At 64.2% G+C, this 16,930-nt stretch carries 17 protein-coding genes; 11 read left to right on the top strand and 6 right to left on the bottom strand.

Annotation, left to right across the window (positions count from 1 at the left end; genetic code table 11):
- Nucleotides 1-38 precede the first annotated feature (38 nt).
- Complete coding sequence (locus SADO_RS08995; RefSeq protein ID WP_353110844.1) at nt 39-425, top strand: YbaN family protein; 387 nt, start codon at nt 39-41, stop codon at nt 423-425.
- Nucleotides 426-433: 8 nt separating this feature from the next.
- On the opposite strand, the gene SADO_RS08990 is transcribed toward SADO_RS08995, so the two are convergent.
- Complete coding sequence (locus tag SADO_RS08990; RefSeq protein WP_353110843.1) at nt 434-1,354, bottom strand: hypothetical protein; 921 nt, start codon at nt 1,352-1,354, stop codon at nt 434-436.
- Between the two features lie 245 nt (nt 1,355-1,599).
- Between SADO_RS08990 and SADO_RS08985 the strand changes: the two genes are divergently transcribed.
- The gene (locus SADO_RS08985) at nt 1,600-1,905 is read left to right on the top strand and encodes a carboxymuconolactone decarboxylase family protein (RefSeq protein ID WP_353110842.1); all 306 of its coding nucleotides are present in this window, start codon (nt 1,600-1,602) and stop codon (nt 1,903-1,905) included.
- A 24-nt stretch (nt 1,906-1,929) separates the two neighbouring features.
- Here SADO_RS08985 and SADO_RS08980 read toward each other — a convergent pair whose 3' ends face one another.
- Nucleotides 1,930-2,733: a YiiX/YebB-like N1pC/P60 family cysteine hydrolase gene (locus tag SADO_RS08980; RefSeq protein WP_353110841.1), complete on the bottom strand. Its 804-nt coding sequence runs from the start codon at nt 2,731-2,733 to the stop codon at nt 1,930-1,932.
- 198 nt (nt 2,734-2,931) lie between these two features.
- Here SADO_RS08980 and SADO_RS08975 point away from each other — a divergent pair, with 198 nt between their 5' ends.
- The gene (locus tag SADO_RS08975) at nt 2,932-4,722 is read left to right on the top strand and encodes a chloride channel protein (protein WP_353110840.1); all 1,791 of its coding nucleotides are present in this window, start codon (nt 2,932-2,934) and stop codon (nt 4,720-4,722) included.
- 111 nt (nt 4,723-4,833) lie between these two features.
- Nucleotides 4,834-6,156, top strand: coding sequence for an NCS2 family permease (locus SADO_RS08970; RefSeq protein WP_353110975.1), 1,323 nt, complete (start codon nt 4,834-4,836; stop codon nt 6,154-6,156).
- Between the two features lie 27 nt (nt 6,157-6,183).
- On the opposite strand, the gene SADO_RS08965 is transcribed toward SADO_RS08970, so the two are convergent.
- The gene (locus SADO_RS08965; RefSeq protein ID WP_353110839.1) at nt 6,184-7,314 is read right to left on the bottom strand and encodes an AI-2E family transporter; all 1,131 of its coding nucleotides are present in this window, start codon (nt 7,312-7,314) and stop codon (nt 6,184-6,186) included.
- Between the two features lie 225 nt (nt 7,315-7,539).
- Here SADO_RS08965 and SADO_RS08960 point away from each other — a divergent pair, with 225 nt between their 5' ends.
- Entirely contained in the window at nt 7,540-8,262 is a 723-nt protein-coding gene (locus SADO_RS08960; protein WP_353110838.1) for a c-type cytochrome, read from the top strand.
- Nucleotides 8,263-8,264: 2 nt separating this feature from the next.
- On the top strand, nt 8,265-9,476 hold the full coding sequence (locus SADO_RS08955; protein WP_353110837.1) for a c-type cytochrome: 1,212 nt from the start codon (nt 8,265-8,267) through the stop codon (nt 9,474-9,476).
- Nucleotides 9,477-9,545: 69 nt separating this feature from the next.
- Here the strand turns inward: SADO_RS08955 and SADO_RS08950 are convergent, their stop codons facing one another.
- On the bottom strand, nt 9,546-11,240 hold the full coding sequence (locus tag SADO_RS08950) for a 2-isopropylmalate synthase (RefSeq protein WP_353110836.1): 1,695 nt from the start codon (nt 11,238-11,240) through the stop codon (nt 9,546-9,548).
- Between the two features lie 195 nt (nt 11,241-11,435).
- Here SADO_RS08950 and SADO_RS08945 point away from each other — a divergent pair, with 195 nt between their 5' ends.
- From SADO_RS08945 to SADO_RS08935, 3 genes are all read left to right on the top strand, one after another.
- Nucleotides 11,436-11,900 carry an Lrp/AsnC family transcriptional regulator gene (locus tag SADO_RS08945; protein ID WP_491731547.1) on the top strand — a complete coding sequence of 155 codons (465 nt, stop codon included), beginning with the start codon at nt 11,436-11,438 and terminating at the stop codon, nt 11,898-11,900.
- An 89-nt stretch (nt 11,901-11,989) separates the two neighbouring features.
- Nucleotides 11,990-12,130, top strand: coding sequence for an entericidin A/B family lipoprotein (locus tag SADO_RS08940; RefSeq protein WP_353110834.1), 141 nt, complete (start codon nt 11,990-11,992; stop codon nt 12,128-12,130).
- Nucleotides 12,131-12,274: 144 nt separating this feature from the next.
- Nucleotides 12,275-12,568 (top strand): hypothetical protein, encoded by a 294-nt coding sequence (locus SADO_RS08935; protein ID WP_353110833.1) that lies wholly within the window; start codon nt 12,275-12,277, stop codon nt 12,566-12,568.
- On the opposite strand, the gene SADO_RS08930 is transcribed toward SADO_RS08935, so the two are convergent.
- Complete coding sequence (locus SADO_RS08930; protein ID WP_353110832.1) at nt 12,565-13,818, bottom strand: GGDEF domain-containing protein; 1,254 nt, start codon at nt 13,816-13,818, stop codon at nt 12,565-12,567. The genes SADO_RS08935 and SADO_RS08930 overlap by 4 nt on opposite strands.
- A gap of 187 nt (nt 13,819-14,005) precedes the next feature.
- Here SADO_RS08930 and SADO_RS08925 point away from each other — a divergent pair, with 187 nt between their 5' ends.
- Together SADO_RS08925 and SADO_RS08920 are read left to right on the top strand one after the other, a co-directional pair.
- Entirely contained in the window at nt 14,006-14,764 is a 759-nt protein-coding gene (locus SADO_RS08925; RefSeq protein WP_353110831.1) for an SDR family oxidoreductase, read from the top strand.
- Between the two features lie 51 nt (nt 14,765-14,815).
- The gene (locus SADO_RS08920; protein WP_353110830.1) at nt 14,816-15,904 is read left to right on the top strand and encodes a PA0069 family radical SAM protein; all 1,089 of its coding nucleotides are present in this window, start codon (nt 14,816-14,818) and stop codon (nt 15,902-15,904) included.
- On the opposite strand, the gene SADO_RS08915 is transcribed toward SADO_RS08920, so the two are convergent.
- On the bottom strand, nt 15,901-16,860 hold the full coding sequence (locus tag SADO_RS08915) for an alpha/beta fold hydrolase (RefSeq protein WP_353110829.1): 960 nt from the start codon (nt 16,858-16,860) through the stop codon (nt 15,901-15,903). The two genes, SADO_RS08920 and SADO_RS08915, sit on opposite strands and share 4 nt — an antisense overlap.
- Nucleotides 16,861-16,930 lie beyond the last annotated feature (70 nt).

Raw genomic sequence — 16,930 nt, 5'->3', positions numbered from 1 at the left:
AACCGCATCACGGCCGCCCTGCTTCGGTGCGCTCCGGCATGACGCTCCTCCAGCGCCTGCAAGTCGCTGCCGCTGCGGTGCTTTTCGCGCTCGGGGTGCTGGGCGTTTTCTTGCCGCTCTTGCCGACCACGCCCTTCATGCTGGCCGCTCTAGCGCTGGCATCGCGAGGCTCGCCGCGCTTTGCAGCATGGATTCGTGCCAACCGCTATGCCGGCCCGGCGATCGTCAGCTGGGAACGCGAGCGGGCTTTGTCCTTACGCACCAAATGCACCGCGCTGGCGATGATCGCGGCAAGCGCGGTGATCGTATGGTGGCATATCGATTACCGGCCGCTGGCCGGCGGCGTGATCGCCGGGCTATGCCTGATCGCCATCTTCCTGGCAACCCGGCCGACACCGCGCGCAGACCCCAGCCGCCAGCCCTGAGTTCGGCCCTAGTCCGGGCTGAAACGCAGACTCGAAAGCATGGCCTCGATCTGTGCCGGGTAATCACGGGTCGGGCCGCTGACGGTCGCACTCACGTGGTAATGGCCGCCCCGGTCCGGCATGAACAGCCAGTGCGTCACGCTGCCGCCCATCTCCGACTGGCTCTCGTACCGCAGTGTTTCCTGGCCACCCACACGTAGCCGCTCGGCCGAAGGCGCGCCATCCGGACGCGTGGCTTCGGCATATTCGGCGAGCGTCGCTGCCTCGGCCTGCGGGTCTCGAATCACCGTAAGCGTGAACCCATCGCTGATCTCGCTCGCCGCCTCGTTTTTCGGGCCGAGCACAGCAAACGAGACACTATCCGCCCCGTCGCGAGAAACGCGCGCGCCTTTGGGTTTTTCGATCGAGAAACCTAGCTCCGGATTGCGATAGCGGCGATCGGCGTCGGTTTCGCTGCGGTCCGCGGCCTGACGCGACACGGGCTTGAAGCTGGCCAGCACGCGCTCGCGACTGTCGGGCTGCGCCATCGACCCATCAATGACCAGCACGGCCGCCCGGTCATCAGACAGGGCGATTGTTTTCACCGTGCGCATGGCTCGCGCCTGTTCCTGCACGAGCACGACACTGCCTTCGCTGTTCTGAATCTCGCTCGCCGCGGTCGGATCGGCAATCTCGCTCGCGGCCAGCGCGCGCAGCGAACGGCCCTCCAGCTGGACGCCGAATACCCGCAGCGTGGCCTGATCGGATCGGATCACGCGGCCATCGCCGTTACCGGCAACCGGTTCGGCTTCGAAACCGGCCGGATAGTCGAGCTGATAGTCGTAGCGCGTATTTCGGTAGTGCTCGAACGCGGCCTGGCTTTCGACAGCCGGTCTGTCCTGCGCCCCGTGGCTGGTACAGCTCGCGCCGCTCAACACGAGAAATCCCATGCCGCAGCTCAGAAGTACGGCCCGCCCTAGCCGCCAATGTCTGCGTTCGTTTTCACGGTGTCGCATCGCCATGCTCTCTATAGAAGCGTCTGCAACAGGGACAGCAAGGGCCGGGTGACGTTCAGCGAAAGCACCCCGCGGCGCGCGTTGACAGCATTCAAGCGCGGGCGCAGTGTCGATGGGTCGGCGCCTCGCCGACGAGAATAAACACAAGCATTAACAGCCAATTAGAACTGGAGGAGACCATGCACGACATGAGCAACCTGGAGAAACTGGGCAAGCTCGACTCGGGCGCCAAGGACGGCATGAAAGCGTTCTGGGCCTTCGACAAGGCCGCGTTCGCCGAAGGTGCGATCGACGGCAAGACCAAACAGCTGCTGGCCCTGGCCGTGGCGCTGACCACGCAGTGCGCTTATTGCATCGAGCTGCACACCAAAGCCGCTCGCGATGCCGGCGCGACCAACGAGGAACTCAGCGAAACCGCGGTCGTGGCCGCCGCCATCCGGGCCGGTGGCGCCATAACCCACGCCACGCATATGTTCGAAAAGTAGCCGGCGTGTCGAGACCGGGCCGACCTAGGGCGCGGTCTCGTCGTCCCAGCGCAGCTCGCGATAGCGCGCGACGTCATCCCCGAAGAACGGGTATTTGATGATGTCGAAATACGGCGAGTGATCGAAATCACGCGGCGTGATCAGCCGGGCGTTACGCCGATGAAAGACGACGCCGCCGTCGCTGCCGCGGTGCAGCGTGGGCAGGATCGGATAACGCACGCTGGCGAACGCACGAGCGATGAGCGTGGAGCAGATGGTGCGCGCCATCTCGCCGTGCCCCACCTCGAACAGGGTCGAGCGCCAACGGCGCGGCAACAGGCCGTAAGGAAAGAAAAAACGCAGCAGATCGGTGATCTGGCGCAGGTTGTAGGGCGTGCCGAGTCGCTCCAGACAGAACGCGACCACGGTCTCTGCATCCTCGGCGGTAAGTTCACGCGGTCGGCAAAGACGCAGATGCTCGTGGCGATAACGGGTTATCGGCGACAGGTGCACACCCTCCCCAAGCTCGGCCTCGAGCAGGATCGGCGTGTTATCGGCTACGCCGTCGCGGCGCAAAGCCTCCACATCCGAACCGCGGGCCGCGACCTCTTCGAGCGTGCCGAGATACAGCGCCGCGTGGGTCCAGGCACTCAGCGTCACGCTCTGAATTACGCCGGACACGCGGGACCGACCTTCCACGAGCACCACATCGGCAGGTACCAGATGCTCGCACAGACGCGCGAAGTCGTTGCGCGGCATGCCGAGCGGCCGTGATTCCTTGCCCAGCCATTTCACTACCGGTGCCGTCAGTCGGTGGCGCAGGCGCTTGATCTGATCTGCGGTATTCATCCTTGGGCGAGCTTAACAGCCAGAAACCTCCGCTCGAGGCCATCCCACGCCTTCGATAGGCGTAGATATTGTTGTATACTCCACGCAATTCAGGCGGCGACGCCGGCGCCGCAATCGCCGATGTCGAAAGGCCTCGACGAGTGCGCGAGTACAGCGCTCGACAGCTTGCCTGACGCGCTCATTGACCAAAGGAAGACAGTGGCTCGGCCGCGCACTATCGAACGTTCCAGCCTCGTGCTCAGCCTGCTCGCCGTGGGCGTGGGCGTCGCGGCGGGCTACGGCGCTTCGATATTCCGCGATCTGATCGCCCTGTTCCATAACCTCGCCTTCTTCGGCGAGCTATCGCTGGTCTACGACGCGAACGTCCATACCGCGGCGAGCCCATTCGGGGCCTGGATCATCATCGTGCCTATGCTCGGTGCGGTCGCGGTGACCTTTCTCATCCAGAACTTCGCGCCCGAGGCCAAGGGCCACGGCGTGCCCGAAGTGATCGACGCGATCTACTACAAGGGCGGTCGCATCCGCCCCGGCGTGGCGGCGACCAAGGCGCTGGCCTCGTCGATCTCGATCGCGACCGGCGGCGCGGTGGGGCGCGAGGGGCCGATCATCCAGATCGGCTCGGCCCTGGGTTCGAGTCTTGGCCAGGCCACGATGTTGCGCGAATGGCAGCGCAACACGCTGATCGCCGCGGGCGCTGCAGCGGGTATCGCAGCCACCTTCAATGCGCCGCTCGGCGGGCTGCTGTTCGCGATCGAGATCATCCTGCCCGAAACTTCCGGCCGCACGTTAATACCCGTCGCGCTCGCCACCGGCGCGGCCTCGTTCGTCGGCCGAGCGCTGTTCGGCAACACGCCCTCGTTCGATATTCCGGCACTCGCCAACAACGCGCTGGATCTGAACTCGCCCGAGCTGCTCGGTGTTTACGTGGTCTTCGGGGTGCTGATGGGGCTGGCCGCGCTCGCGTTTACTCGCAGCATCTATCTATTCGAGGGCGCTTTCGAGCGAATGCCGGGCAACGACTACATTCGGCATGTGGTCGGCATGGGGCTGGTCGGCGTGCTGATGTACGCCTTCGTGTCGCTGAGCGGGCATTACTATGTCCAGGGCGTGGGCTACGCCACGATTCAGGACATCCTCGAGAACGCGCTGACCGCGCCGGGGCTGCTGCTGATTCTGTTCGCGGCCAAGATGCTGGCCACCTCGCTCACCCTCGGCTCGGGTGCATCCGGCGGCGTGTTCTCGCCGGCGCTGTATCTGGGCGCGACGCTCGGCGGCGCCTTCGCGGTGGGCATGCAGCATATCGCGCCGTGGTTCCATCTGGATGTGGCGACCATGGCCGTGCTGGGCATGGCTGCGGTGGTGGCCAGTTCTACGGGCGCGGCGCTGACCGCGATCGTGATCATCTTCGAGATGACCCGCGATTATCACGTGATCATCCCCATGATCATCGTGGTCTCGATCGCCTACTACGTACGCCAGTTCCTGATGGCGGACACGATCTATACCTTCAAGCTGTCGCGGCGCAATCATCCGGTGCCGGGGTCGCTCGAGACCAATCTGTTCATGCTGCAGAAGGCGTCTGACTTCTACGACCCGCGGGTGGTACGGGTCGGCAGCGGGCGTGGGCTGGCCGAAATCCGCCGGCGTTTTCGTCGTTTCGGCCGCCAGGCGCCGAACGTGCTGGTGATGGATGACGAACAGCAGATCCAGGCGATCTTCTCCTCGCGCCGGCATTATCGGCTCACGCGCCGCGCACGTATCCGCAGCTGGGCCGACGAGCATATGGAGACTGACTACATCGTGGTCGGCGCGGACGACATGATCTTCGATATTGTCGGCCGTCTGCGCGCCGCGAAATGCGAAGTCGCGTTGGTCACCGCCGACGGCACGATGGGCCATCCGCGCGAGGTCGAGGGCGTACTCACGCTGTCCGACGTAGCCCGCAGCAGTCGTCTTGCACGACAGATGGAACGCCGGCGCGAGAGTTGATTTAGGGCAGGTCGGCACGCACAAACCCGAATCGGGCGCCTTGAGGGCACGTTTTTTGTATCATGCGCGCCCTGAACACGTGCTCTACCGGAAGCCGCCGCCGTGAACGCGATCGCCCGCTATTTCGACTTCGAGTCGCTCGACACGAACCTGCGCACGGAAACCGTCGCCGGGCTGACGACCTTCCTGTCGATGGCCTATATTTTGTTCGTGAACCCGGCCGTGCTGTCACTGGCCTCGGTGCCGGATACCGAAGGCCTCGGCATGCCGCGCGATGCGGTGTTCACGGCCACCGCGGTCGCGGCCGCCTTCGGCTCGCTGGTGATGGGGCTGCTGGCGCGCTACCCGATCGCGCAGGCACCGGGCATGGGCCTGAATGCGTTCTTTGCCTTCTCGGTCGTGCTCGGCATGGGCATCGACTGGCAGACCGCACTCGCCGGTACTTTCGTATCCGGCCTGATCTTCATGGCGCTCACCGTTTCGCGGCTGCGCGAGCGGGTGATCAACGCCATTCCGGATGATCTCAAGCATGCGGTGGCGGCCGGCATCGGGCTGTTCATCGCCTTCATCGGCCTGACCAACGCCGGCATCATCGTCAACGACGATGCCCTGCTCGTCGGCCTCGCGCCGTTGACCGATCCGCATACGCTGCTCGCCATATTCGGGCTGATCGTGACCGTGGTGCTGATGACGCTGCGCCTGAGCAGCGCCATCTTCCTGGGCATGGTGGTCACTGCCATCGTGGGCATGTTTACGGGGCTGGTCGGCCTGCCGGATCACATCGTCAGTCCGGTACCGGATATCAGCCCGGTCGCGGGTGCGGCGATTTCGCGCCTGCCGGAACTGTTCACCCCGCAGATGGCGGTGGTGATCGGCACCATGCTGTTCGTGGATTTCTTCGACTCCGCCGGCACGCTGATGGGCGTGGCCCGCCAGGCCGGCCTCATTCGCGACAACAAGCTGCCGCGCGCCGGCCGGGCGCTGTTCGCAGACGCCCTGGCGACCACCGCGAGCGGGCTGATCGGCACGTCGTCGACGACGGCCTATATCGAATCGGCTTCGGGTGTGGCCGCCGGCGGGCGCAGCGGCTTCACGGCGGTCGTGGTCGGCGTGCTGTTCCTGCTGGCGCTGTTCTTTTCGCCGCTGCTGGCCGTGGTCACGCAGGCCGTGACCGCGCCCGCGCTGATCGTGGTCGGCGTGCTGATGGCGGCATCGCTCAAGCATGTCGCCTGGGACCGGTTCGAAACCGCCGCGCCGGCATTTCTCACCGTGCTGTTGATGCCGCTGACTTATTCGATTGCCACCGGCATCGCGCTGGGCTTCATCGCCTACCCGATCACCATGGTCGCGGCCCGCCGCCACCGCGAGATCCATCCCCTGATGATTGCGCTCGCCGTGGTCTTTCTCGGCTATTTCCTGTTCCTGCGCCAATAGATCGCAAGGAGCAGAGGCGCTCTAGCCCTAGCGACCAAGAAGGCGGCCCATCGGCCGCAGCTCCTCGATATGATCGAAGGTGACCTTGCAGACCACCAGCAACGGCACCGCCATGAGCATGCCGGCCACGCCCCATAACCAGCCCCAGAAGAACAGGGCGAAAAATACTGTGAGCGGGCTCATCTCGAAGCGGTGGCCATGGATCGAGGGGGTGACGAAGTTGCCTTCCAGAACATTAAGCGCGAACACCGCAGCCGGCGCAGCCAGTACGTGGCCGAGCGTGTCGAAGGTGGCAAAAGACGCGAGCGTAATCGCCGCCAGCGAGATCGCAGCGCCCGCATAGGGCGCGAAGTTGAGCACCCCCACCAGCACGCCCCAGAGGATCGGATCGGTGAGCCCGATCATCCACAGAACCGCACCGGCACTCGCTCCGAGCAGCACATTGATCACCGTGACGGTGACCAGATAGCGGCTGATATCGCTCTGCAGATGGCGCACGATGCGCACCGCATTGCGCCGACTTCGCCCGGTTCGCGTCATGATCAGCAATTTTCGAAACACGAAGCCGCGACTGCACAGCATGAAGTAGAGCATGATCAGGGTCATGAACAGGATGCCGCCCGTCCACTGCAGATTGGCCACGATCTGGTCGCGCAGGCCTTCCTCGTTGATGGTGATGGTCTGCTGATTGGCCGCCTTGCCGATCATCTTGGTGGCGGCCTCCTTGATCTGCTCCGTGCTCTCGTTCATCTCCTGTATCTGCTTCTGCAGCTGAGTGGTCTTCTCGTCGAAGGAGGTGAACGCCTGCGGCGCGTGATTGAGCCAGTACTGGGCCGGGCCCATGAGCGTATAGACGCCGTAGACGACAACCGCGCCGAAACTGCCAATCAGCAGCAGCGCACTGATCCAGCGCGGTACGTAGAGCCGCTGCATTTTGGTCACGAGCGGACCGAGCAGCAGATTGAAGATCAGTGCCAGCGCAATCGGTATGAAGATGAACCGCGCGAAGTACAGCGTGTACAACACTGCGAGCACCAGCAGCGCCGTCATGATGAAAGAACGAATCTGGATCGGCCGCTGGAAAAGCCGCATCACATGGCTGTCGTCCTGCCCCGGGTTTGGCTCCTCGCCGTCCGGCGTCACTGTCGTCTCGCTCAACTGGCTCTCCCTCGATTGGATCGGCCTCATGTGCCTATAGCGCGGCTAGCCTAGCGTGTCGCCGCCAACGGCCGCCATCCGTAGTGCACAGGAGCGGCCAGACACGCCGAGCCACGACCTGCTCGTCAGGCGAAAACGCGTTATCATGCAGCCGGTTTTTATCGCCCCTCGTAAAGTTATCGACCAAAGCGAGGACAGGCGCAACATCCGGCGAGGGGTTAGAGCATGATCCGTTATGCCAATCGCATGGCGACGGCCGTCTGGCTGGCGATTTTCGCAACGATCCTGACTCTGCCGGCATCCAGCGCGGCCGAGCCGGATGACAGCACCATGAAGGATCGCATGGCCGCCTGCAGCTCATGCCACGGGCCGCAGGGTATCGAGCTGGAAGACGGCTATGTGCCACGTATCGATGGCAAGCCAGCGGGTTATCTCTACAACCAGCTGGTGAACTACCAGGACTATCGGCGCCGCAATACGAGCATGAATCACATGGTCGCGCATTTGTCGTCGACCTATCTGTTCGAGATCGCGCAGTATTTCGCCGACCAGCACACGCCCTATCCGGCACCGGCTGCCGCGCCGAGCGCCGCACTGGCCAGCCGCGGGCGCCAACTCGTACGCGAAGGCGACCCAGACGCCAATATTCCCGCCTGTGCCGCCTGCCACGGTGAGCGTCTGACCGGCGTACAGCCCAATACGCCGGGGCTGGTGGGCCTGCCGCGCCAGTACATCATGGCTCAGCTGGGTGCCTGGCGGGTCGATACCCGACACGCGGCCGCCCCCGACTGCATGGCCGATATTGCAGATCGGCTGAAAGGCCGCGACGTGGAGGCCGTGGCAGCCTGGCTCGCCGCCCAGCCCATACCGGCCAACACCCGACCGGTGGCACAGCCAATCGACGAACCGCCGATGAAATGTGGCAGCGTATCGCCACCGGAGTCCTGAACTTGTCCCGCCTGCCTCTAAAAATCCTGCTATCTGCCGCACTGATGCTGGGCAGCATGGCCAGCGCTGCGGAACCGGCCAAGGCCACGCTCGAACGCGGCGAATATCTGGCCACCGTCGGCAACTGTGCTGGCTGTCATTCCGCGCCCGGCGGCGAAGCTTTTGCCGGCGGCCTGCGTCTGTCCAGCGACTACGGCACATTCATCACACCCAACATCACGCCCGATGCCGATACCGGCATCGGTGCCTGGTCGGCCGACGACTTCTACCGCGCGATGCACGAAGGCCAGCGTGCCGACGGCTCGCCCATGTATCCGGCCTGTCCGTACCCGAACTACAGCCACGTGGCGCGCGACGATATCGACGCGATCCATGCCTATCTGCAAAGCGTGCCGGCGGTCGAACAAGATCAGCCCGATCACGATCTGGGCTTTCCCTATCGCTATCGCAGCCTGCTCACTGTCTGGCAGGCGCTGTATTTCGAGCCGGCCGATACGGAAGCCAACGAACAGAAAAGCAAGGACTGGAATCGCGGGCGCTATCTGGTCGAAGGCCTCGGCCATTGCGATGCCTGTCATCGGGCGCGCGGGCGTTTCGGCGCAATGAACGACGCGGCAGATGCGCCGGGCGCCCAGATCCACGGCTGGTATGCGCCGCCCCTGACCGACCCAAGCCAGGCCGGACTGCAGCACCTGTCGATCGCCGACGCCGCGGCCTTTCTCCAAAGCGGTAAACGCGAACACGCCGCGATGTTGGGCCCGATGGCGGACGTCGTTTTCGAAAGCCTGCAATACCTGCGCGAAGACGACGCGCGGGCGATGGCCACCTACCTGACCGCGCTACCGGAACAGAGCGTCGACTCGCCGCTGCGGCTGATCCGCATGTCCGAGGATGGCCGTCAGACCGCCATGTCCGAAGGCCGCGAAATTTATGCCGACCAATGCGCCGGCTGCCATGGCGACGATGGCCAGGGCGGCAACGGCGCGCCGGCGCTTGCCGGTAACCGGGCGGTGACCATGGACTACCCGCTCAACGCGGCGAACATGATCCGCGAAGGCGGTTTTGCCGCCGCCACCGCGGACAACCCGCGCCCCCACGGCATGCCACCGTTCTACGATCTGGACAGCCGCGAGCTGGCCGCGGTGCTCAGCTATATCCGCGGCAGCTGGGGCAACGACGCCGCACCGGTCACAGCGACCAACCTACGGCGCTGACACAGCAGCGCGCATGAAAAAGGGCGGTGGTCAAACCACCGCCCTGCTTCGACGCCTGGGTTGGCGCGCCTAGCTCGCGAGTGCCGTCAGGCCACCGCGCTGGCCGGTTTCGTCGTCTTCGTGGGACAGATTCAGCGCCGCGATAATCGCCTTGAGCGCGGCACTGACCGTATCGCTGTCCTCGGCGACCGCCGGAATCCGTACCGTGTCCTTGCGCAACTGCACGAAAGCAATCGCATCGGCATCGCTACCGGTCGACAGCGCGTGCTCGGAATAGTCCGCCACCGCGATCTCCTCGCCGGTATGCGCATGCCAGGCATCAATGAACGCCGACATGGCGCCGTTGCCGTGGCCCTGCAGCTGGATGTTCTGGCGGCCGTCGGACAGGGTGATGTCGAGCGTCTGACCGTCTTCATTGCGGCGCAGGCCGTAGTCGACCAGCGTCAGCGGCGCCTGGCGCGAGAAATTCTCGAACAGCAGCTCACGGATACGTCCACTGGACAGCTCGCCGGCCGTGCGTTCGCTTTCGGCCTGCACGTGCGGGGCCAGTGCGAGCATCATCCAGCGCGGCAGGTTGATACCGAAATCGCGCTCCAGCAGGAAGGCCATACCGCCCTTGCCGGACTGGCTGTTCACCCGGATCACGGCCTGATAATCGCGGCCGATGTCGCGCGGATCGATCGGCAGATAGGCCACCTGCCAGTGCTCGTCCTCGCCCTGCTTGCGCAGCGACTTGCGGATCGCGTCCTGATGGCTGCCGGAGAACGCGGTATAGACCAGTTCGCCCACCCAGGGATGACGCGGGTGCAACGGGATACCCGTGCATTCATGCACCACGCGGATGATCTCGTCCGGATTGGACAGATCCAGTTCCGGATCAATGCCCTGGCCGTAGAGATTCATCGCCAGGATCACGATATCCATGTTGCCGGTGCGCTCGCCGTTGCCCAGCAGCGTGCCTTCCACGCGCTCCGCGCCGGCCAGCATGGCCAGCTCGGCCGCTGCCACCGCGCCGCCGCGGTCGTTATGGGTATGCACGGACACGATCACCGACTCGCGATTCTTCACGTGCTGGCAGAAATACTCGATCTGGTCCGCGTGATGGTGCGGGCCGGCCAGCTCTACCGTGTTCGGCAGGTTGAAGATGATGCGGTTGTCCGGCGTCGGCTGCCAGACGTCCATCACGGCCTCGCAAATCCGTACCGAGAAGTCGACCTCGGTTGAGGAAAAGCTCTCCGGCGAGTACTCCAGGCGCCAGTTCACGCCCGGCCGCTTGTCGGCGTTTTCCTTGACCCGCTGCGCGCCCTTGACGGCGATATCGATGATGCCTTCTTCGTCCATCTCGAAAACGCGCTCGCGCTGAACGGTCGAGGTCGAGTTGTAGAGATGGATGATCGCCTTGTTCACGCCCTCCAGCGAGTCGAAGGTCCGATCGATCAGGTGATCGCGCGACTGGGTGAGCGCTGCAATGGTCACATCCTCCGGAATCTGATCCTCGTCGATCAGCCAGCGCACGAAGTCGTAGTCCGGCTGGCTCGCCGAGGGGAAGCCGACCATGATTTCCTTTACGCCGACATCGACCAGCAGCTTCCAGAGCCGTTTTTTCTGGTCCACCGTCATCGGCTCAAGCAGCGCCTGGTTGCCGTCACGCAGATCTTCGCTCACCCAGATGGGCGCTTTCTGAAGATCGCGGTCCGGCCAGGTGCGGTTGAAGGCCGGCACCCGCGGGGCGGGGCGATACTTGCGGTGGTCGAAACGGCTCATGATTGTCCTCGCACTGAATGATTCATCCGGGACACCGTATCGGCGATACGGCATGCCCGAACAACAGTCTAACGCGCAGGCCTTGGCAGCGGATTGCCAATATTTCGAAGTATTCGCCCGTCGCGCAATTTAATGCTAAAAATAAAGCATTAACCGCTATTTTTGTTGCGCATCATGAAGAACAGCCGTGAAACGCTGCAGCTCGACCGTTTTGATCGCCAGATTCTGGAGACCCTTCAGGCGGACGGCCGGATCAGCAACCAGGCGCTCGCCGAGCAGGTGAACCTGTCGCCCTCGCCGTGCCTGCGTCGCGTGCGCGCACTCGAGGAAGCCGGGCTGATCACCGGCTATCACGCCCGGGTCGATGCCCGCGCGCTCGGCTATGGCCTCACCGCCCTGCTGCTCATCTCCATGGACAAGCACACCCCCGAGCGCTTCGCGAACTTCGAAGCGCGGGTCGAGGCCCTGCCGGAAGTCCAGGAATGCCTGCTGATCACCGGCCAGGAGGCGGACTACCAGCTGCGGATATCGGTCACCGACATGGACGACTACCAGCGCCTGCTGCTCGAACATATCACCCGGATCGAGGGCGTATCCGGTGTGCATTCGAGCTTCGTGCTGCGGCGCGTCCTGCACGACCGGGTGCTGCCGCCACGCTAGTTCCTGTCACTCATGATGGCCTATATTCAGCCGACGTACGGCCAGAATCGCTCACGGTCATGCTCGACCATCCACAAGGGAGTTCAAGAATGAATCAGTCCAAAATTGCCAGCCTGCTCGCGCTGGCCGTGGTCTCGATCACGCTACTGGCCGGCTGCAACACCATCCAGGGCGCCGGCGAAGACATGGAACAGGCGGGCCAGGAAGTCCAGGAAGAAGCCTCGGAGTAGGCTCGCAAGACCCGAGCGGGGCGCGGCGGCCGCCGGCTGCTGCGCCCCCCGCACGTCACGATGGGAAGCGCCTGCGCTCTGCCCTAGCCGTTACACTGATCGCTCAGGGGCCACGCCCCACCGACCACCCGGCCTGACGCGCGCATGGAAATCGACAATTTCTTCCACTGGATCGGCGAGCAGCTTGGCGCCGCGATCCGTTTCATCGTCGACAGCCTGGGCTGGCTGTTCGATAACCTCTACGGCGCGATCGACAGCTTCGTACGCGGACTGACCGGTGCGCTCGGCATCAATGCCTCGATATTCAGCCTGCTGATCCTGCTGATCGGCATCGCCATGCTCTGGGGCGCGGTGCGGGCGCTGATGCGCCGTTCCGTCGTCGCGACGCTGTTATGGACGGTGCTCGGCGTCATCGTTCTAAGCTGGCTGATCCATTAACGGCGGCCGCTACTCGCCTGCTGCGGCCAGGGCTGCGGTAGGGCGCTGTTCTCCTCGTCCGTTCTGTCGCTGCGATAGCGGGTAGATACCACCCTGTTACGACCTTCTCGCTTGGCTTTATACAACGCACGATCGGCTTCCCGCAGCACCGATTCAATCGGCGCGTCAGCGTGCTCAACTTCGACATGACAAAGGCCCACGCTGACCGTAACCCACGGCGCAGCCGGCGACTCGGCATGGGCGATGCGCTCGCGCTCGACGACTTCGCGTACCGACTCGGCCAGCGCGCTTGCCTGCTCGACGCCACAGTCCATCCATAGAAGCACGAACTCCTCACCGCCATAGCGGCCGCAGGTGTCGAGCGGCCGCCTTGCATGATCAGCCAGCGCATCGGCCACCTGCTGCAACGCCGCATCGCCATACTGATGACCGTAGTGATCGTTATAGGCGCCGAAAGCGTCGATATCGATCATTGCGACTGCATACGCCTTGCCTTCACGCTGGCCGTGAGCATGGGCGCCGGCGAGCGTACTCTCCAAGGCGTGCCGATTGAGCAGACCGGTCAGCCGATCCAGGCGCGACAGATAGCGCAGCAGCGTGGCATTCAGCCATGTCCAGCGAATCGTGTATTCGGACGAATAACCGGCGACCACGGCCACGATGAACAGGATCCCGGTCGAAAACATGTCGTAATTGCCGGAGTTGCCCAGACTCACCAGAGTGAGCTCGACCAATACGGTGGCAACGATGAGCGCCAGCAGCAGCGGCAGCTGTATCCAGAATCGCACCCGCGACAGGCAGAACATGGCCACGGCCGTCACGCCCACCAGCTCGAGCGGCAGATCGAAGCCCTGCTGCGAATCCACCACGCGCTGGCCCATCATCCCCGCGACCATGACGATGAACAGCAGCAGCATGCCCACTTCCATGGACCGCGAGGTCGGATGACGCAGGCACAGCAGCGTACAGATCAGCGCCATCGGCATCATCACCGTGAACTGAATAGCCCGTGTGGTGCCCACCAGCTCGAAGGGCAAGCCCAGCCAAGTCGAATCGATGAGCGCCGACGACAGCACGCCGGCCACAGCCAGGAAGATCAGGCTCGCCCGGCTCAGCCGGCTGGATTGACGCAGATAATCATGGAACTCGCGCTCAAGCGCGGGCATGAACCGCAGGCTGGCGAAGCCGCGATCGATCTGGCGCTGGATCAACCGCGTCGGTGCCTGCTCCGCTGCATCGGCGGGCTGCATCGAAGCAGTCAGATTCAGGCTATATAAGTCAGTGGAAGACAATTTCATTTTACCCCGCAATGTCATTATTTCATGCATCGCCGCCCTGCGCTGGAAAATCAGCGCAGCGCCGAGTGTGCCGCATGCCGGCATCGCAGCGCATCCAGACCATAGACCTAGACGGCCATATTTGCAGAACCGGAACGTTATGCCAGCAAACACTTACTTCATACAGGGGGGCGGCCGCGGCTTGGGGCTGGCACTCGTCGAGCAGCTGCTGGCCGACGACAAACAGCCCAGGGTGATCGCCAGCGTGCGTGATCCGGCCCACGCCGAGGCGCTCGAATCGCTGGCGCGCGAGCACGGCGCCTCGCGGCTCGAGATCGTAGCCCTCGATCTCGCCAACGAGGACAGCATTCGCGCCGCCCGCGACACGGTCGGCCGCCGCACCGACCGGCTCACGCTGCTGATGATCTGCGGCGGCCTGCTGCACGACGACAACGGCATGTGGCCGGAAAAAAAGCTCGCCGATGTCGAGCCCGAGCATCTCGCGCGGGCGTTCGCGGTAAACGCAAGCGGCCCGCTGCTGATGATCAAGCACTTCCACGATCTGCTCTGCCACGGAGAGCGGGCCGTGATCGCCAGCCTGTCGGCCCGCGTGGGCTCGATCTCGGACAACGGCCTGGGCGGCTGGTATGCCTATCGCGCCAGCAAGGCCGCGCAGAACCAGTTCACGCGCACGGCCGCGATCGAACTGCGCCGTCGCTCGAAACAGCTTATTTGTATAGGCCTGCATCCCGGCACGGTGAATACCGGCCTGTCCGAGCCGTTTCAGCACAACGTGCCGAAAAAACAGCTGCAGGACGCGAACACCGCAGCGAGCCATCTGCTCGACGTGATCGCTCATCTCTCGGCGGAGGACAGCGGGCAGGTGTTCGACTGGGCCGGCAAGCCCATCGCGCCCTGAGACCCGCCGGCGGCTCTTGCGATATAAACTGTTTATTTATACAGTTTATGGATGACGCACGGGCCCGTTCATCACAAAAGCCGCGGCGCACTGACGAACCGTGCATCACGTTTTTCAGCGTCACACGCGGTCGATTTCGACGATGGCTGGGCCAGCCTTGAACAGGACGAGGACGACGCGCGGCCAGCCACACGCCTGCATGTCGATCCCGCGCGGCGGATCATCAGCCGCAACAACTCGCCAGACGTACCCTTCAACGCGTCGATCAACCCCTACAAGGGGTGTAGCCACGGCTGTATCTACTGTTTCGCACGGCCGACCCACGAATATCTGGATCATTCCGCCGGCCTCGATTTCGAAACCGAGATCTACTACAAGCCCGACGCGGCCGCTCGTTTCGAAGCCGAGCTGCGCGCCCCCGGCTATCGCTGCGAACCGATCACTCTCGGCGCCAATACCGACCCGTACCAGCCGGACGAACGTCAGCTCGGCGTGACCCGCGAGCTCCTAGAAGTCGCCGATCGTTACAACCAGCCGCTATCGATCATCACCAAGGGTGCATTGATCAACCGTGATATCGACCTTCTGGCCGCCATGGCCGAGCGCGGCCTGATCAGCGTGATGATGAGCATGACCAGCCTCGATGCGGGCATAAAACGCACGCTCGAGCCGCGTGCGGCCGGGCCACAACAACGGCTGCGCACCATCACCGCACTCGCCGAAGCCGGTATTCCGGTCGGCGCGCTGATCGCACCAGTCATCCCTGCCATCACCGACCAGGAGCTCGAGTCGCTGGTGGAGAAATCCGCAGCAGCGGGCGCAGCCACCGCGGGCTACGTGCTGTTGCGCCTGCCGCACAGCATCAACGGCCTGTTCCGAGAATGGCTCGATACCCACTACCCGCAGCGTGCGGATCACGTCATGAGCCTGATCCAGCAGATGCACGGCGGGCAGGACTACGATTCGCGCTGGGGCGCGCGCATGCGTGGGACCGGCGTGCATGCGCAGCTGCTCCGGCGGCGCTTCGAGCTCGCCTGCAAGCGCGCCGGTATCGGCGCGCGTCGGCGCTTGCCGCTCGACAGCAGCCGGTTTCGCTGCCCGCCCGCGGCCGGCGATCAGCACACCCTCGACTTCGGCTAGATATAGGGCTCACCGGCCGGCTGCGACGGATCGGCATGAACCAGTTCGGCGATCCATTCAACGAAACGCGGCAGCAGCCGTGGCGGCAGATCGTGGCCCATGCCGTCGATTTCCTCGTAGCGCGCGTTCGGCAGGCTGTCTGCGGTATCGCGCCCGTGCGCGACCGGCAGCAGCGGGTCCGCCTTGCCATGAATGACCAGCGCCGGGTGATCGATCTCGCCGAGCATGGCCACCCGCGACGGCGCGGCCATCACCGCCAGCATCTGGCGTTGCGTGCCCGCAGGGTAGTGGCTGCGCTTGACGTTGCGCCGGATCTCGCTGGTCCAGTCCTCGAGGCTGCGCCCGTATTCGGGGCTGCCGATCATGCGCATGGTCTTGGCCATATGCCGGGCGATGGTGTCCGGATCGTTGTTCTTCGGCGCCTTGCCCAGGCGCATGAGCACTTTCATGCGTCCGCGCGGCAGACCGCGCGCGCCCGAAGTCGACATGATCGAGGTCAGCGTCGCCACGCGGTCGGGATGCTGCGCGGTAACCAGCTGGGCGATCATGCCGCCCATCGACGCGCCCACCAGATGGGCCTTGTCGATACCGAGGCCGTCGAGCAGGCCGATGGTATCGGCCACCATCTCGTCCAGCGTGTAGGCGGTGCGGATACGCCGACGCAACAACGACTTGATGAATGCCTTGCGAGCACCGTCGTAATGCCGGCCGCGATCGAACTTGGTCGACAGGCCGATATCGCGGTTGTCGAAACGGATCACGCGCAGCCCGGTATCGGCGAGCGCACGACAGAAAGCGTCCGGCCAGCCAGTCAGCTGGGTGCCCAGACCCATGATCAGGATCAGCGCGGGGTCCGCGTCGCGGCCGAACTGCTCGTAGGCCAGCTCCAGCCCATTGGCCTCGACCCGGTCGGCCAGATCCGCGCCGTCCAGTGCGGGCGGCAGAAATTCGTTCATGCAAGATCCTTGAAGGCGACGGTTGCCGCCAACGGCTGCGCGCCGCTGGCAAAGGCGTTATTTTAAGCCC

Source organism: Salinisphaera dokdonensis CL-ES53 (assembly GCF_040361215.1).
Taxonomy (GTDB): domain Bacteria; phylum Pseudomonadota; class Gammaproteobacteria; order Nevskiales; family Salinisphaeraceae; genus Salinisphaera; species Salinisphaera dokdonensis.
The sequence above is the reverse complement of the archived record's forward strand: the minus strand, read 5'-3'. Positions and strand labels throughout refer to the sequence as shown.

Coding starts and splice junctions, on each gene's coding strand:
- SADO_RS08990 (WP_353110843.1), bottom strand. CDS start 1,354: ATGGGATTTCTCGTGTTGAGCGGCGCGAGCTGTACCAGCCACGGGGCG.
- SADO_RS08920 (WP_353110830.1), top strand. CDS start 14,816: ATGACGCACGGGCCCGTTCATCACAAAAGCCGCGGCGCACTGACGAAC.
- SADO_RS08925 (WP_353110831.1), top strand. CDS start 14,006: ATGCCAGCAAACACTTACTTCATACAGGGGGGCGGCCGCGGCTTGGGG.
- SADO_RS08950 (WP_353110836.1), bottom strand. CDS start 11,240: ATGAGCCGTTTCGACCACCGCAAGTATCGCCCCGCCCCGCGGGTGCCG.
- SADO_RS08985 (WP_353110842.1), top strand. CDS start 1,600: ATGCACGACATGAGCAACCTGGAGAAACTGGGCAAGCTCGACTCGGGC.
- SADO_RS08930 (WP_353110832.1), bottom strand. CDS start 13,818: ATGCAGCCCGCCGATGCAGCGGAGCAGGCACCGACGCGGTTGATCCAG.
- SADO_RS08940 (WP_353110834.1), top strand. CDS start 11,990: ATGAATCAGTCCAAAATTGCCAGCCTGCTCGCGCTGGCCGTGGTCTCG.
- SADO_RS08995 (WP_353110844.1), top strand. CDS start 39: ATGACGCTCCTCCAGCGCCTGCAAGTCGCTGCCGCTGCGGTGCTTTTC.
- SADO_RS08960 (WP_353110838.1), top strand. CDS start 7,540: ATGATCCGTTATGCCAATCGCATGGCGACGGCCGTCTGGCTGGCGATT.
- SADO_RS08980 (WP_353110841.1), bottom strand. CDS start 2,733: ATGAATACCGCAGATCAGATCAAGCGCCTGCGCCACCGACTGACGGCA.
- SADO_RS08915 (WP_353110829.1), bottom strand. CDS start 16,860: ATGAACGAATTTCTGCCGCCCGCACTGGACGGCGCGGATCTGGCCGAC.
- SADO_RS08935 (WP_353110833.1), top strand. CDS start 12,275: ATGGAAATCGACAATTTCTTCCACTGGATCGGCGAGCAGCTTGGCGCC.